Here is a 15,011-nt window from a genome sequence, read left to right on the forward strand (position 1 = left end):
ATGTATCGAAAAACAACACGCTTGTAACCAATACTGGAATCATCAGGCACAGTCTTACATGATTAACCCAACCGGTGTTCATTGAATCCATAAAAATGCATAAATAATGCCGCTCTCTTCGCGGTCGTAGATGCAACCGGAAGAAGCGGCACTTGGTAAAGAAATTTATTGAAGATAATTATTGTCTTGATGCTCGCAAATACTGTACTGAATAATTTCTAGCGCATCCGTTGGCTTGAGTATGGCCATCCCGTCCCGAAGCACAATCATCGAGTTAAGCTCATCCTTTTTGAGAGAAGGGAGCATTTCCGGGTACCACCTTAAGACAATGTCGGACAGTTTTACCGTTTCCATTTCCACAAAAATCACCCTTTCCTGCTCGGAATCATTCCAAAAGAATCATTCAATACGATTCGGAAAAGCAAAGTGCCTGTGAAATAGCAGGTAAAGCTGGTCTTTATATACTATGGGAACAGCGCACATATAGTGTACCACAGAAACTGTATTTTGACACTTAGGTTTGTGCTTATCTTCGGCGAAATGAACCCATCACCCCAACCGTTTCCACAATATTGACAAAAGCAGATGGGTCCACTTCTTTAATGATGCGTTTTAATTCAACTAGCTCGTAGCGTGTCGTGACAGTCATCAGCATGTCCTTTTCGGTATGTGAAAATGCGCCTTCAATTTTTATTTTGCTAACACCGCGTGGTGTGGTCAACATCCGCTCCAGTAGCTTGTCGGTGTGCTCTGTAATAATGTAGACGGTAATCTTCGTGTGACTGACATAGATTTGATCCAATACCTTGCCAGTCACAAAAATAGATAGCATCGACGCAAGTGCAATATTCCAATCATCGTTCAAATATCCTGCTGCAAGAATGACCAGTCCATTCATGCCAACAAGTACAGTTCCTACGGGGAAGTCACGATAACGAGTGACGATGGAACCGATAATGTCAAAACCGCCCGTGGACCCTCCTACCCGAAAGGAAATTCCTGCTCCAACGCCGATCATTACCCCACCAAAAACGGAGGCCAGCAGAGGGTCCGACACGACAGATTGCACCGGCACCCACGCCAAAATCCACGTTGTAACGACAACGGATAAAATGCTCAGGCTAATAAAACGCTTGCCTAAAATAAACCAGCCTGCAATAAGCATCGGGATATTGATAATAAAATACATCGCGCTGATATCAAATTTTGTGAAGTAGCCGATTAACATGGAAAGCCCGGCTACTCCTCCGCTCAGCAAGTGGTGTGGCACGAGAAACAGATTAAAACCGCATGCAATGGCAGCGGCTCCAAAAATGACAGTTAAGCAGTTTAACACTATTTTTAACAACTTAATTTCACCTCATTTAAATTATACGGGAAGCAACTTGCTGGTATTCATGAATTGTTCTGTGCTATAATGCGATGTGGATATTCTTGAGTAGGGACCTATGTCCAGAGAAACACTTAAAATTTAAACTGTTTTAAAAAGGATAAATTCGTTTAAGATGTATCGGATAGGTTCCCCAAATTCATTACAGAAAGATGCAGTTATAGGTCTAAATAAACTGTCACTGTATTGGGGAAAACTTATACAATAATATCGCTACTTAAGAATACAGACAACATTGTGGATTGTCCACCACATCCACCATTATGAAGGAGTTTGAATAAATTTGACGACATTTGCAGAATTTGATCTTGAACCGAAAGTAATTCAGGCGATTACAGAACTGGGTTTTGAAGAAGCAACACCAATTCAATCCCAATCCATCCCGATTGCACTGCAAGGCAGAGACATGATTGGCCAAGCCCAAACAGGTACTGGTAAAACTGCTGCGTTTGGTATTCCGCTGATCAACAAAATTTCTAGAAGCGACGAAAAAATCAGAGCCCTGATCATGGCACCAACACGTGAGCTTGCTATCCAGGTAGCTGAAGAAATCGAAAAACTCTCCCGTTTCAAAGGTCTTCGTACTTTGCCAATCTATGGTGGACAAGATATCGTACGCCAGATTCGTGCTTTGAAAAAGAAACCTCAAATTATTATTGGTACGCCAGGACGCTTGCTTGACCATATTAATCGCAAAACCATCAAGCTGGAAGATGTAAACACAGTTGTTTTGGATGAAGCAGATGAAATGTTGGATATGGGCTTCATGGAAGATATTCAATCCATTCTGAAGCAAGTTCCAGACGAGCGCCAAACGATGCTTTTCTCGGCTACAATGCCTCCTAATATTAAAAGATTGGCTGAGCAATTCCTCAAAAATCCTGAGCATGTTTCAGTTATTCCTAAACAAGTTAGTGCTCCACTGATTGATCAGGCCTATATCGAAGTTCCTGAGCGTCAAAAATTCGAAGCATTGAGCCGTTTGATCGACATGGAATCCCCAGAACTTGCTATCGTATTTGGGCGTACTAAGCGTCGGGTAGACGAGCTGGCTGAAGCTCTGCAAAAACGCGGATATTCTGCAGACGGTTTGCATGGTGACTTGTCTCAAAACCAACGTGATGCTGTAATGCGTAAATTCCGTGACGGAAGCATCGATGTGCTCGTAGCGACTGACGTAGCTGCCCGTGGTTTGGACGTTTCCGGCGTAACTCACGTTGTGAACTTTGACCTTCCGCAAGATCCAGAAAGCTATGTTCACCGTATTGGACGTACTGGACGTGCAGGTAAAGAAGGGGAAGCTTGGTCTTTCGTAACGCCTCGTGAAATTGACCATTTGCACTTTATCGAACGTGTAACTCGTCACCGCATTCCACGCAAGCCGCTTCCAACGTTGGCTGAAGCTCTGGAAGGCAAACAACGTATCATTGCTGAACGTCTCCTAGAGGCTGTAGAAAGCGGTGAGCTGAACGAGTACAAAGGTTTGGCTATTCAAATGCTGGAGCAATATGATTCTGTACAACTTCTCTCCGCAGCTCTGAAACTGATGACTGGTGAGAAAAGAGAAGCATCGATTGAGTTGACTCCAGAAGATCCGATCCGTGCAAAACGTCGTAAACCAGACGTGCGTTCTGGCGGTCGCAAGCCTTCCAACTATAGCGGTCGCAGCAATGGTGGTTACAATTCCAACCGTTCTGGCGGTACCAGCGGTAGTGGAAGTAAAGGTGGATATGGCGGTTACAACCGTGGCAAAGAAGGCGGTGGCTACAACCGTGATTCCGGAAGCCGCTACAGTGGAGATCGTAAACCACGCCCGAGCAGCAATGGAGAAACTCGTCGTCCTGCAAGACGTGAAGATTCCTCTTCCGAATAAGAAATGAAATAATGAAAAGTCGAAGCAGATGAAGCTTCGGCTTTTTTGTTATGATTGATCAGTATGAATGAACCTTTTAGCGATCTGCTTTAATGGGTCACGTATTGATTTCTCTGGCGTATTAGGGCTGAAATACGGTATGATATAGTCAAGAGCCGGAATTTATAGGCATAGCAACATGAGTCTTGGAACTGCCAAGGCTTGCGGAGGGAGAGACTGACATTGGAGTTTAAAGGAGCTATGGGTGGTATTTACCGCCTGACCGAGTGGATTACCCGACTGGCGGCTACAAATTTGTTATGGGTGTTATGTTCGTCGCCCTTTGTATTCTGCCTCATACTGAAATTACTTGTAATGAATCAGAATTTGGCTAATGAGTCTTTACAAATGAACTGGGCGATGGCTATTTTGGCACCGCTTACTTTATTTCCAGCCACATCGGCTATGTTCACAGTGGTTCGCAAATGGGTAATGGGTGATACCGATACGGGCGTGTTTCGTACCTTTTTTAAAGGGTATAAAGAGAATTATAAGCAGAGTCTGATCGGGGGTATCTTTTACACATTGCTGTTTGTCATCATGTATGTGGATTATACCGTATATATGACACAACTCAGCAACTTGCAAATCGTGGGCGTAATTATGCTTATTCTTATCATTATTTTGCTTGTGTCTATGTTTAACTTCTTTTCGATGGTGGCTCATTATCATATGTCTACCGGACAAATTATTAAAAATGCGGTTTTATTGACGCTGATTCGACCATTCCGTGTATTTTCCACCATGCTCGGCAGCGCCGTTGTTATATTTATTGGAGTCAAATATCCTGTGCTTTTCCTATTCTTCATCGGCAGCGTGGTTGCCTGGTTCGCTTTCTTTAATTTTTATGGAACATTCCTCAAAATGCAAGATCAAATGGAAAAGATGAAGCAGAAAGATGAAGATACGGCAACCATTGAAGACAAGAAAAGTGATAACCTCTAAAAATAAAACATATTTCTCCTAGCATTTACTTTCTGAGTGAGAAGCGCTATAATAAGGTCACATCCTGCGATGCACGTTACGGTCATTTGTTGTTTTGAACCAATGACAATGTCTAGGGAGATCTATACGGATGAACAGCTGAAAAGCCCTGTCAATTCCTGACAAGGGGACTTCAAAAGTTTATTCTGCGGTCACCCACCTGCTAAAGCAGGTTCAGAAGACGCTATGGTCGGACGGCATCGGCGGGTACTCCAAAGATAATGAATACACTCTGTTCATGCTTCGTGCAGAAACAGGGTGTTTTTTGTATGTAACAATGTTAAACTAAGACATGAGGTACTAAGGTCGCATACCACAGGTATGGTCGGTTAAATTTTTGTTGTTTAACGTTTTTATAAAGCGCTTGCAGCAAAAAAACCGATGTGCTGCATTATGGCAACGATTATCGTGAAGGAGGAAATGTCTTGTCGTTGAAGAGGACTCTGGTAGGGATTGTGCGCAGCCAAGAAGGTACAAGCGACCGGGTCAAGGACCCCCAAATGAAGACACGCTATTATAACTTATCGAGAGACAAGGCTTGGGAAGAAGTATCATCTATTTTGAAAAAAATTCCTGGCTACAAGGTACTCCATGAGGTAGCATCCGTAGGTGAGATTACGTTAGAGAAGCGAACGGCGTTCGGTAGAACTGTCGACATTACCGTTTCTATATTGTCCGTCTCGCCAGTTCGGAGTGCGGTGGATATTTATTCTGCTTCACGCGGATCGCTAGGGGACTTGGGCGCGAATTACCGCATCATTTTGCAACTGTTCGCTGTGATTGACAAGAAGCTGTCCGCTCATAAGGTCGTGCAGTAATTGTAGATGTGTGAGCAGTGATGTGGCAGACAAACGTCAAAAAAAGCGAGGAAGGCAACCCTTCACTCGCTTTTTTAATATTCAGTCTTGATTTAGACGAGTTTTTTCACTGCTGCAATCGCTTGCTCATAGTCAGGGTGCTCGGACATTTCGCTCAAGTATTCTACGTAAGCGATTTTGTCATTTTGATCAATCACAAAAATAGCTCTATGATCCAAATGGAATTCCTTGATGAACACACCATAAGCTTCGCCGAAGGAATGATCCTTATAGTCGGACAGTGTCAATACGCGGTCGATACCGGCAGCACCGCACCAACGAGCTTGAGCGAAAGGCAGATCGACGCTGACAGTCAGCACTACGACTTGATCCCCAAGGGAATCAGCTTCCTGGTTAAAACGTCGAGTCTGTGCGTCACACACGCCTGTATCCAAAGAAGGAACAACACTGATCAATTTGACTTTGCCTGCAAAGTCTTGGAGCGTAGCTGCTTCTAGCAGGTTTTTCTGTAATTTGAAATCAGGTGCCTGATCTCCAACCTTCAGTTCAGGACCTAAGAGTGTCAAAGGATTGCCTTTAAAAGTAGCAGCTCCTGTACGTTCTTGTGCCATATGTAATAGCCTCCTTGGTTTTTAGCATTGGTTATCGTTGCCGAAATCTATTATAATCTTTTATAAAAGACATTGTCCAATTTGAATAAGGTGGAGACACCCATGAAGGAAGGATTGCCTTGATTTTTTTACGTTATGAGAACTGGAAAAGTTATTTGCGGTTTTACCCAGTAACCTGTCTGATTTTGCTCATTAATATTGTGATGTTTATTGTACTCACCGTACAGGGTGGATCGGAAAATAGTTTGACGTTGATCCGATATGGAGCTTTGATTAATGAGGCGCCATTCACTGATCAACTGTGGCGATATGTATCAGCTATGTTTTTACATGCAGGGTTTGATCATCTTCTGTTCAATTCCTTCGCCATACTCGTCTTCGCTCCTCCGCTGGAGCGTTTGCTGGGGTCCTTCCGCTATGTGTTATTGTATCTGGTCACGGGCATTGTAGGGAACATACTGTCCATCGCGCATTACAATATGATGACGGAAACGACAGTCTCTGTAGGAGCTTCAGGAGCGATTTATGGCATCTATGGAGCATTCCTATACGTTGCCCTGTTCCAGCGGTCACTGATGGATGACGCCTCGCGTAAAACGCTGTACACGCTGCTTGGGTTTGGTATCCTGTTTTCTTTCGCTGTAGCGAACATTAACTGGACCGCTCACTTCGGGGGATTGCTCAGTGGGTTTTTCCTTTATGGATTAATGATCAGATTGACTGGCCAACGCAAACGTCACTAAAGATAGTTTTACGGTAAGTTAGCAGGGGAAGAAAGAGGATGATGTTCGATTGACGTCTTCTTCCGGATGTTGAAAAACAGATTGGAGCGAATATCGGAGTGGAATTACGACAGTTGCAATACTTCATGAAGGTAGCGCAAAAAGAACATGTCACTCAGGCAGCCGAGGAGCTACATGTGGCGCAATCTGCGGTAAGTCGGCAAATTCATCAGCTTGAAGAGGAGCTGGGAGTCAATCTTTTTATGCAAAAGGGTCGCAATTTGCAGCTTACGCCAGTGGGACAACTATTTTGCAAACGGGTTGAGACGATTATAAAAGATCTAGAGCGAGCTGTTTTAGAAGTTCATGAGTTTTTGGATCCTGAGGGGGGCGAAATCCGCATCGGTTTTCCGCACAGTTTGGGGATTCATCTTATTCCTACGGTGGTGGCTGAATTCCGAAAGCGGTATCCCAATGTTAAATTCAGATTTAAACAGGGGATGTACCCGAGTTTAATTCGTGATGTGTTAGCGGGTGAGGTGGATTTGGCTTTTGTATCTCCTTTTCCGGATCGTCATGATCATGTAGAGGGGGATGTGGTGCTGACCGAGGAGTTGTTTGCTGTTCTCCCGCCCAATCATCCTTTAGCTACGGCCAAACACATTACGCTGAGTCAGCTTAAAGGAGAAAAATTCATCCTGTTCAGAGATGGATATTCGTTACGTCCGATTGTCTGGCAGGCTTGTCTGGAGGCAGGGTTTACGCCGGATATCGCTTTTGAAGGTGAAGAGACAGATACGATTCGCGGATTAGTTGCGGCTGGTATGGGAGTCAGTCTTTTGCCTGAAATGGCGTTGTTTCAGACCAACCCGCTTCAACCTGCAAGAGTGTCGATTGTTGATCCAGAGGTCACGCGAACTATTGGCTTGATTCATCGCAGAGATGACAAACTACCATTAGTTGCAAAGTCATTCCGAACTTTTTTGTTGCAATATTTTGGCCTTAAAGGTAGTGCTGCTACTCCGAATGGAAGTGCTAAAGCGGATTTAGGGCAGTGAGTATAGCTGATTGGTTTTAGATAAAGGAAAAAGGTTGTTCCTCTTGGTGGAGGAACAACCTTTTTTTGTAATACAAGCAATTAATCCCGGCTGTTAAAGATACCGATTAAGCGGATTAGTTCCAGCAATGAAACGAGAGCTGCAGCCACATAAGTTAATGCAGCAGCATTTAATACTTTGGCTATACCCCGTTCTTCATCACTACGGATAAACCCTTCGGAAACCATAATTTCTCGGGCGCGGTTGGAAGCATTAAATTCAACCGGTAATGTAATTAATTGAAAAGCGACAGTAGCCGAGAAAAAGATGATACCCAAGCCAATCAGGTTCGTGTAGCTGAATAAGAAACCGGCAATCAGCAGAAACGGTGCAATCCCGGAAGCGAAGTTTACGATCGGAAAGATCCGGTGACGGAGTGCCAGCATGGGATAGTGCTCTTTATGCTGAATGGCATGACCAACCTCGTGACAAGCTACGGCAACTGCGGAAATAGATTTTTCATAATAAACGGGCTCGGACAGCCGTACGACTCTTTGCATTGGATCATAATGGTCAGACAACGCACCAGGTACTGGTTCAATAGGCACATCATGCAAACCATTGCGATCCAGCATATGCCGAGCTGCATCATAACCGGTCAACCCATTTTCGTTTGGGACATCAGACCATTTATTAAAAGTACCTTTTACACGGAATTGCGCCCATAAGGATAATCCGAACGCAAGAATAATCAATATATACATACCCATCATAAAGCAACCCTCCATTATTGTTCATCACTAGCCCGGGCATCTACATCATAGAACTATGCTCCAGCAGATACTTCAGAGCTTCGATACAAGCGGCGCTTTGTGGTAGTAGACCAGTAAGCAACTTGCGCGCTTGAACGGGCTTGAGCTGCCCCAGAAGAGGCTGTAGTTCATTGACTTCACGTTCCAGACGCTGCATGTGCATTTCTAGACTCGTTAATTTGTCCGTGACGTGCTCTTCCCCCGCGACCGAGTTCCATTTAATCAGTGTCTGTCTGATTTCCTCGAGGCTATATTTCTCTTGTTTCATTTGGTTAATACGTTCAAGCCTGTTTAAGGTTTCATCATTATAAAGCCGATAATTTTTCAATGATCGTTCTTCAGGTGTGATTAAACCAAGCTTTGTGTAATAATCAATAGTTCGTTCGCTGACACCAGCCGCCTTGGCTAGCTCACCAATTCGATACAGCTTCATATCCCCATCTGTCTTCACCTCGCGCTCTTCGTTCAACCTTCAATATTAGCATTTGCAAACGGAGTGTTTATAAAGAATATTTTACATGATTCCCAACCATACAGTCAAACGTCATGCTTTTTTTCGGACAGAAACAAGCTACTTTTATAGTTAGTAAATGTGACATGGATTGTTTGGGACCATATTTTTTTAACATAATAAAAAAAATCTTGTCAACTTTCATGTATTCTGATTATAATGACAATAAGAATTTCACGAAATGTAAAGAAACTTAACATTCGAGGGAGTGGGCTTCATGAGAAAAAAGTGGTTAGTTGTATTATTGGCCATGCTGACAGTATTAGCTTTTCCGGTAGGTGCGTTTGCTGCTGACGGTCCGACAAATATTCAACTTCAAGCTGGGCTAAACACGGCCTTTACGTTCTTGGCATTTATACTTGTATTTTTTATGCAAGCGGGATTTGCATTGCTGGAGGCAGGCTCGACACGAATGAAGAATGCGGGCCATGTCGCTGGTAAAACGATTCTCACCACGGGTGTTGCGGCTTTGTCCTTCTGGGCACTTGGATTTGGATTCGGCTTTGGTAATGATGGCGGCAACGGATTTATGGGACTGACGGGTTTCTTCATGAGTGGTACGGATGCTGCAGTATCGTTTGATGCTCTTTCAGGTCTGGATGTTCCGATTACAATTATGTTTTTGTTCCACTTTGCTTTCGCTGCGGTATCACTTTCTATCGCATGCGGGGGGATGGCAGAGCGTGCAAAATTAAGTGTATACATTATCTTCGGTATTTTATTCTCCATCGTAATCTATCCGGTTGTAGCTCACTGGGTGTGGGGCGGCGGATGGCTTGGTAAGTTGGGAATGCAGGATTATGCCGGTTCGACGGTAGTCCATTTGACAGGCGCTACGGCGGCACTTGTCGCTACACTGCTGCTCAAACCGCGTCTGGGCAAGTTCAATAAAGATGGCAAGCCGAACATTATCCCTGGTCATAATCAGGTGTACTCTATCTTGGGTGTTATTATTCTCTGGTTTGGTTGGTTTGGATTTAACCCAGGTAGTGCTGTATCGGCTATGAATGACGGATTCTTTGGATATGTGGCCTTGACTACCAATATTGCTGCTGCGGCAGGTGGAGTTTTCGCTTTGCTCGTATCCTGGATGGTATACGGAAAGGCAGATATTCCTGCTATGCTAAACGGTGTGCTGGCGGCTTTGGTTGCCATTACTGGTTCTTGTGCCTTTGTAGCACCTTGGGCGGCACTGGTCATTGGTGCAGTTGCAGGGATCGTCACTTTCTTCACAGCGCAATGGTTCGAGCGTGCAAGAGTAGATGACCCGGTATATGCTTTCTCCGTGCATGGTGTTGCAGGGATGTGGGGCGCAGTGTCCACAGGGTTGTTCGCTACTCCTGAGCTTGTAAAAATAACAGGTGTAGGTCAAGCGGGTCTGTTCTATGGTGGTGGATTTACCCAATTAGGAGTACAGCTGCTTGGACTGATTGGCACCTTGGCTTTCGTGTTCGTCATTTCCTTCATTATTCTGGGTGCGATGAAAGCAATTATGGGTATTCGCGTTACGGAAGAGGAAGAAACAATGGGACTGGATATCAGTGAACACGGTACGTACGGCTATCCTGAGCAAATGAAGTTGGTTGCTGAGGCTGAAAAGCGTTCTGGAATTGTGAACTAATATGTAAAATATAAAGAACCAGTATGGATGAGCGGAGGAGATGGAAGTATGGAACTGCAAAATATGGCCCCTTGGGTGAGTTCCGCCGAAGCGATAGATCATGCAGATACACCTGAATCGCTAAGGCAGGCCAGGGTCGACTCTCAAAAATGGCTGCTGGCTTCCCAAGCCTCCGCTCCGTTATCAGACTGGTTACGAACGGCGAATGAAATGCATGACCGCATCGCGGCCAGAGCTGTACAAATGTGCGAAAAAGGGATGGTTGAGGATGGCTTCGGCCCTCCTCCCGTCCCTTACGCATTTATAGCCTTCGGAAGCATGGGGCGCTCGGAATCGACGCTGTGGAGTGACCAGGATAACGGTATGATTATCAGTGACACAATATCTGCTGACAAAGAATTGTATTTTAGAGAGTTTGGTCGCAGAGTGTCTGCGATGTTAGAGTATTTGGGATATCCCAAATGTGAAGGGAAAGTAATGTGCTCGGAGCCGTTGTGGCGTCAAACATTGTCTGGATGGCAAAAACAGCTAACGAAATGGTCGGATGATTTTGCTTGGGAGCCGATCCGTTATCTGATTATCTCGTCTGATATGAGGCATATCGCTGGAGATGAGCGACTATCTGCAAACTGGAAACGAAGTTTTTATGAGTTGTTCCGAAAACATCCTGATTTACCCTCGGCGGTACTTAGGAACACAGTGAGGCATAAAGCGACACTTAATATTTTAGGTCAGATCGTTACCGAGCGCTTCGGTGAGCATGCGGGCGATTTTGATGTGAAATACGGATTGTACATTCCACTGGTGAACGCAGTCCGTTTTTTGGCGTTGCAACATGGTGTAGAGGAAACCTCCACCTTCAAAAGGCTCAGTCGTCTCGCATCACTGGAAGCGGCACCGTTGCCTTTACTCGATGCTTGCGAGCGAGCCTTTCGGATTGCGCTTCAGCTACGAATGGCTACGCCAGTGAAAGAGAATGATGGATTGCTGGTCAGCAATGGCTACCTGGCTGTAAAGCCGCTGAAACAAGGTAAAGGCTGGCATGAGTTGCGCGAGGCGCTTTCGACGGTACGACGGCTGCATCGTGCGTTGCAAAGGCAGTTGCGATTTATGGAAGGGAGAAGGTCATGAAGGAACCGGCGCAGGGAAGTGGCTTCTGGAGCGCTCTCCGCAGAGGAGGAGTACCGTCTGCGATCGCATCTGTAATGGGGGCTCCTACGGCTCAGCAGATGGCGTTTATTCGCTCCTTAACCCGGGAGCAACGGCGCTCTGAAGTATTGCGGACCCCGCTGGATCGTTTGGAGACGGTAGTTTTTGATCTGGAGACAACGGGATTTTCAGCACAGCATGGAGATGAGATTTTATCGTTCGGGGCGATTCGGGTTGTCGGGGACATGATTATGGAAAAAGAGCAGTTTTATACGCTTGTTAATCCACGGACTGTGATTCCTGAGCACATTACCGAGCTAACTGGGATTACCCGGGAAATGACGGATCAAGCTCCACCACTTATGAATGGACTGCACGACTTTATGTCCTTTGTAGGTGGGCGAGTACTTGTAGCACATGCTAGCGCTCATGATAAGGCCTTTTTGAATGCTGCGTTATGGAAAACATCTAAAGTCCAATTGACTCATCGTGTTCTGGATACGATGATGCTTGCCAAATGGCTCGAGCCACAGCAACATCAAACCTACAGTTTGGATGAATTGTTGGCCTACCAATCCATTCCGATTGAAGGGCGGCACCATGCGTTAGAGGATGCGAAAATGACGGCTAAGCTGTGGGTTGCGTATGTTCAGGAAATGCTGAAGCGTAACGTGACCAATTTGGCAGATGTCTACGCGCATTTAAGTCATGCCTGATTCAGTACAAGGCATAGCATTCATATACACATAAAAACAGCAAGTTCGCGATTTCGTGGGTTTGCTGTTTTTTTTTGCGTCCTGTTCAGATTTAGAAGGTTAGAGGTGGGAACAGTATGGGCATCCTATGGAGAAGGTAAGGGTCATTTAGATGAAAGACAGGTGATAAGACGTGAAAAGATTTCTTTTCATCAGAGCGATGGTTATGCTGGTTGTGATTGGGGCTTCATGGGGAGTTATTGCAAACACAACTTATGCAGCAAGCCTGTCCATAAAAAATGTACCATTAAAAGAGGAATATGGTAGAGAAAGACTTGAAGCTGAGAAAGAGGTAGAGGCTGAAACACATGCGGTAGAGGTAATGAAAAAGATAAAACCTGGGCAACGGCTTCCTTCTTTGATTTTAAAGGGGTTAAATGGCAAGTCCTACGATGTAGGGGCCACGCGCAATAAAGCTTTGGTTATTAGCTTTTGGGCTTCGTGGTGCGACCCGTGCCGATTAGAAGCACCTATGCTGAATGAGTTGTATAGTAAGTACAAAGATGATGTGGATGTTTATGGTATCAATGTAACTCGCTATGATCGATTGGAGGATGTACAGAAGTTTTCCCGCTCTTTGGATCTCCAATTTCCCATTTTACTTGATGAGCAAGGAGCATTGTTTGAACGATTTGGAGGGGTGGCTTTTCCGACCCATGTACTGGTTGATCATCATGGACAGGTCCGCGAAATCATAATCGGAATGCTCAGTGAGCAGGAGTTGGAACGCAAAATAAAAACTCTTCAAAAAAAGAAGGTGTCTTTGGGAGCCGAGTAGACCGCCAAAGGCACCTTATAGCTCATGCGAGCACCTGATTAGTGATTAACTAATCCATGATGAGTAAGCTCTGCCTGATCGTTTTTTGGAGTTGGTGCTTCCAACAATGCGTAACGGAAACTGTCCAAGAGAGCTTCCCAGCTGGCTTCAATTACATTTTCAGATACACCTACGTTACTCCAGACGTCCTCGTAATTTTTAGACTCAATGAGCACACGTACCTTGGCGGCGGTGGCATCCTTTTCGTCAAGCACACGTACCTTGTAGTCAGCCAAATGCATGTCCCGCAAGGCAGGGAAATATTGAGAAAGAGCCTTGCGGAGTGCGTTATCGAGCGCGTTGACAGGACCGTTGCCTTCAGCTGCGGTATAGACACTCGTCCCTGCGACATTCAGCTTCAAGAATGCCTCGGATACGACCGGGCGGCCGGCTGTTTTCTCTACCAGCACTTTAAAGGACTCAAAAGAGAACATTTCCTTCACTTCACCGCCTGCTTCACGAATGAGCAGTTCCAGCGAAGCATCCGCGCCTTCAAACTGGTATCCCTGATGCTCCAGTTCCTTGATGCGGCTAATTACGCCACGTGCCTCATCACTGGATGGGTCAAGGGTGATGCCCAGCTCTTGCGCTTTGGATACCACGTTGCTTTGCCCGGCCAGTTCGGAGACCAAAACCCGCTGCTTGTTCCCCACGAGTTCAGGAGCGATGTGCTCATAAGTTCGCGAGTCGCGTAGAATGGCTGACACGTGAATGCCCCCCTTATGGGCAAAAGCTGCATTGCCAACATAAGGCTGGTTCACAGGCATATTGACGTTGGCGACTTCGCTCACAAAGCGGGCTGTATTGTGGAGTTGATTTAACTTTTCAATATCTAGACAGTCGTAGCCCAGCTTGAGCTGCAAATTAGGAATGACGGAGCACAGGTTAGCGTTACCACACCGTTCACCGTAGCCGTTGATGGTACCCTGAACCTGCCTTGCGCCTGCTTGTACAGCACTTAGAGAGTTCGCTACTGCCAATTCGCAGTCATTGTGTGTATGAATACCCAACTGTGACCTCGTTATCTGGCTTTGCAGCATAGTGACAATTTCCTGAATCTCATGTGGTAGGGTACCGCCGTTTGTATCGCACATCACGAGCCAATCCGCGCCTGCTTCTTCAGCTTTTTTCATAACGGCCATTGCATACTCGGGATTATTTTTATATCCGTCGAAAAAATGTTCGGCATCAAAAATAACCTCCATGCCCCCTTGCTTTAAAAAGGCGATGGAGTCGTAAATCATAGACAGATTTTCCTCCAGCGTCGTCTGTAAGGCGGTGTGTACATGAAAATCCCATGATTTACCCACAAGTGTAGCAGCCTGAGCGCCGGATTCCAGAATTCGTTGCAGATTGACATCCTGTGCTGCGATGCTATCTTTGCGTCGCGTGCTGCCGAAGGCGACAATCTTTGCCTGAAGGCCCAGCTCTTGTACCCGTTTGAAAAATTCGATATCCTTGCTATTGCTTCCGGGAATCCCGCCTTCAATATAATGAACACCGAGATCATCGAGTTTTTTGGCGATTTTCAATTTGTCATCAGCAGACAAGCTAATTCCTTCTCCTTGAGTGCCGTCTCGCAGCGTTGTGTCAAAGATAGAAATAGCGGTGGACATGAGGGACTCCTCCTTTGCGGATTGCTCAGATTGGTGATGCTCTGCTTTTTTAAGCATATTAATTTAGTTGTTTAACGCTTAAAAACAGGAAAGCGTTAGTTTGTCGTGTTCGTATGTTAGTCGATTATATCAACTTATGACTTCAATTGTAATATATAATTATCATTTTTAGCCGCAAAACCATTATTTTTATGTAAAATAGAAATAGCATTTAAAAGTGTCTCAAGTATAAAATCAAAACACATATTCCCGCGAT

Annotated in this window: 15 protein-coding genes and 1 other RNA gene; 10 read left to right on the top strand and 6 right to left on the bottom strand. The window is 45.2% G+C overall.

The features are described 5' to 3' along the window. Window positions 1-165 precede the first annotated feature (165 nt). Together ACUUJN_RS09020 and ACUUJN_RS09025 are read right to left on the bottom strand one after the other, a co-directional pair. A complete protein-coding gene (locus ACUUJN_RS09020; RefSeq protein ID WP_080683009.1) occupies window positions 166-354 on the bottom strand; it encodes a hypothetical protein in 189 nt (62 codons plus the stop codon). A 172-nt stretch (window positions 355-526) separates the two neighbouring features. Further along, complete coding sequence (locus ACUUJN_RS09025; RefSeq protein WP_023988017.1) at window positions 527-1,348, bottom strand: YitT family protein; 822 nt, start codon at window positions 1,346-1,348, stop codon at window positions 527-529. Window positions 1,349-1,673: 325 nt separating this feature from the next. On the opposite strand from ACUUJN_RS09025, the gene cshA reads away from it, so the two are divergent. The 4 genes from cshA to ACUUJN_RS09045 all read left to right on the top strand — a co-directional run bounded on the left by cshA (window position 1,674) and on the right by ACUUJN_RS09045 (window position 5,104). Next, on the top strand, window positions 1,674-3,263 hold the full coding sequence (gene cshA, locus ACUUJN_RS09030) for a degradosome RNA helicase CshA (protein ID WP_484669515.1): 1,590 nt from the start codon (window positions 1,674-1,676) through the stop codon (window positions 3,261-3,263). A gap of 222 nt (window positions 3,264-3,485) precedes the next feature. After that, the gene (locus ACUUJN_RS09035) at window positions 3,486-4,247 is read left to right on the top strand and encodes a YesL family protein (protein WP_023988019.1); all 762 of its coding nucleotides are present in this window, start codon (window positions 3,486-3,488) and stop codon (window positions 4,245-4,247) included. 58 nt (window positions 4,248-4,305) lie between these two features. Then, a non-coding RNA gene (gene ssrS, locus ACUUJN_RS09040) (6S RNA) lies at window positions 4,306-4,500 on the top strand. Between the two features lie 211 nt (window positions 4,501-4,711). Continuing rightward, a complete protein-coding gene (locus ACUUJN_RS09045) occupies window positions 4,712-5,104 on the top strand; it encodes a DUF1499 domain-containing protein (protein WP_013309718.1) in 393 nt (130 codons plus the stop codon). Window positions 5,105-5,196: 92 nt separating this feature from the next. On the opposite strand, the gene tpx is transcribed toward ACUUJN_RS09045, so the two are convergent. Further along, the gene (tpx, locus tag ACUUJN_RS09050; RefSeq protein ID WP_053325164.1) at window positions 5,197-5,715 is read right to left on the bottom strand and encodes a thiol peroxidase; all 519 of its coding nucleotides are present in this window, start codon (window positions 5,713-5,715) and stop codon (window positions 5,197-5,199) included. Window positions 5,716-5,834: 119 nt separating this feature from the next. Here tpx and ACUUJN_RS09055 point away from each other — a divergent pair, with 119 nt between their 5' ends. Continuing rightward, the gene (locus ACUUJN_RS09055) at window positions 5,835-6,458 is read left to right on the top strand and encodes a rhomboid family intramembrane serine protease (protein ID WP_023988021.1); all 624 of its coding nucleotides are present in this window, start codon (window positions 5,835-5,837) and stop codon (window positions 6,456-6,458) included. A 98-nt stretch (window positions 6,459-6,556) separates the two neighbouring features. Then, entirely contained in the window at window positions 6,557-7,495 is a 939-nt protein-coding gene (gene gltC / locus ACUUJN_RS09060) for a glutamate biosynthesis transcriptional regulator GltC (RefSeq protein WP_023988022.1), read from the top strand. 80 nt (window positions 7,496-7,575) lie between these two features. On the opposite strand, the gene ACUUJN_RS09065 is transcribed toward gltC, so the two are convergent. Next, window positions 7,576-8,247: a zinc metallopeptidase gene (locus tag ACUUJN_RS09065; RefSeq protein WP_023988023.1), complete on the bottom strand. Its 672-nt coding sequence runs from the start codon at window positions 8,245-8,247 to the stop codon at window positions 7,576-7,578. Window positions 8,248-8,287: 40 nt separating this feature from the next. Beyond that, window positions 8,288-8,719 carry a MerR family transcriptional regulator gene (locus ACUUJN_RS09070; RefSeq protein WP_023988024.1) on the bottom strand — a complete coding sequence of 144 codons (432 nt, stop codon included), beginning with the start codon at window positions 8,717-8,719 and terminating at the stop codon, window positions 8,288-8,290. A 295-nt stretch (window positions 8,720-9,014) separates the two neighbouring features. Between ACUUJN_RS09070 and ACUUJN_RS09075 the strand changes: the two genes are divergently transcribed. The 4 genes from ACUUJN_RS09075 to ACUUJN_RS09090 all read left to right on the top strand — a co-directional run bounded on the left by ACUUJN_RS09075 (window position 9,015) and on the right by ACUUJN_RS09090 (window position 13,100). Next, complete coding sequence (locus ACUUJN_RS09075) at window positions 9,015-10,418, top strand: ammonium transporter (RefSeq protein WP_013309724.1); 1,404 nt, start codon at window positions 9,015-9,017, stop codon at window positions 10,416-10,418. A 48-nt stretch (window positions 10,419-10,466) separates the two neighbouring features. After that, the gene (locus tag ACUUJN_RS09080; protein WP_023988026.1) at window positions 10,467-11,549 is read left to right on the top strand and encodes a DUF294 nucleotidyltransferase-like domain-containing protein; all 1,083 of its coding nucleotides are present in this window, start codon (window positions 10,467-10,469) and stop codon (window positions 11,547-11,549) included. Further along, window positions 11,546-12,283, top strand: a complete 738-nt coding sequence (locus ACUUJN_RS09085) for an exonuclease domain-containing protein (protein WP_023988027.1) — start codon at window positions 11,546-11,548, stop codon at window positions 12,281-12,283. Before ACUUJN_RS09080 ends, ACUUJN_RS09085 begins: the two co-directional genes overlap by 4 nt. 172 nt (window positions 12,284-12,455) lie before the next feature. Continuing rightward, window positions 12,456-13,100 carry a TlpA family protein disulfide reductase gene (locus tag ACUUJN_RS09090; protein WP_484669516.1) on the top strand — a complete coding sequence of 215 codons (645 nt, stop codon included), beginning with the start codon at window positions 12,456-12,458 and terminating at the stop codon, window positions 13,098-13,100. A 38-nt stretch (window positions 13,101-13,138) separates the two neighbouring features. On the opposite strand, the gene cimA is transcribed toward ACUUJN_RS09090, so the two are convergent. After that, a complete protein-coding gene (gene cimA / locus ACUUJN_RS09095) occupies window positions 13,139-14,755 on the bottom strand; it encodes a citramalate synthase (protein WP_013309728.1) in 1,617 nt (538 codons plus the stop codon). Window positions 14,756-15,011: the final 256 nt, after the last annotated feature.

The organism is Paenibacillus sp. LRG-1 (assembly GCF_057220305.1).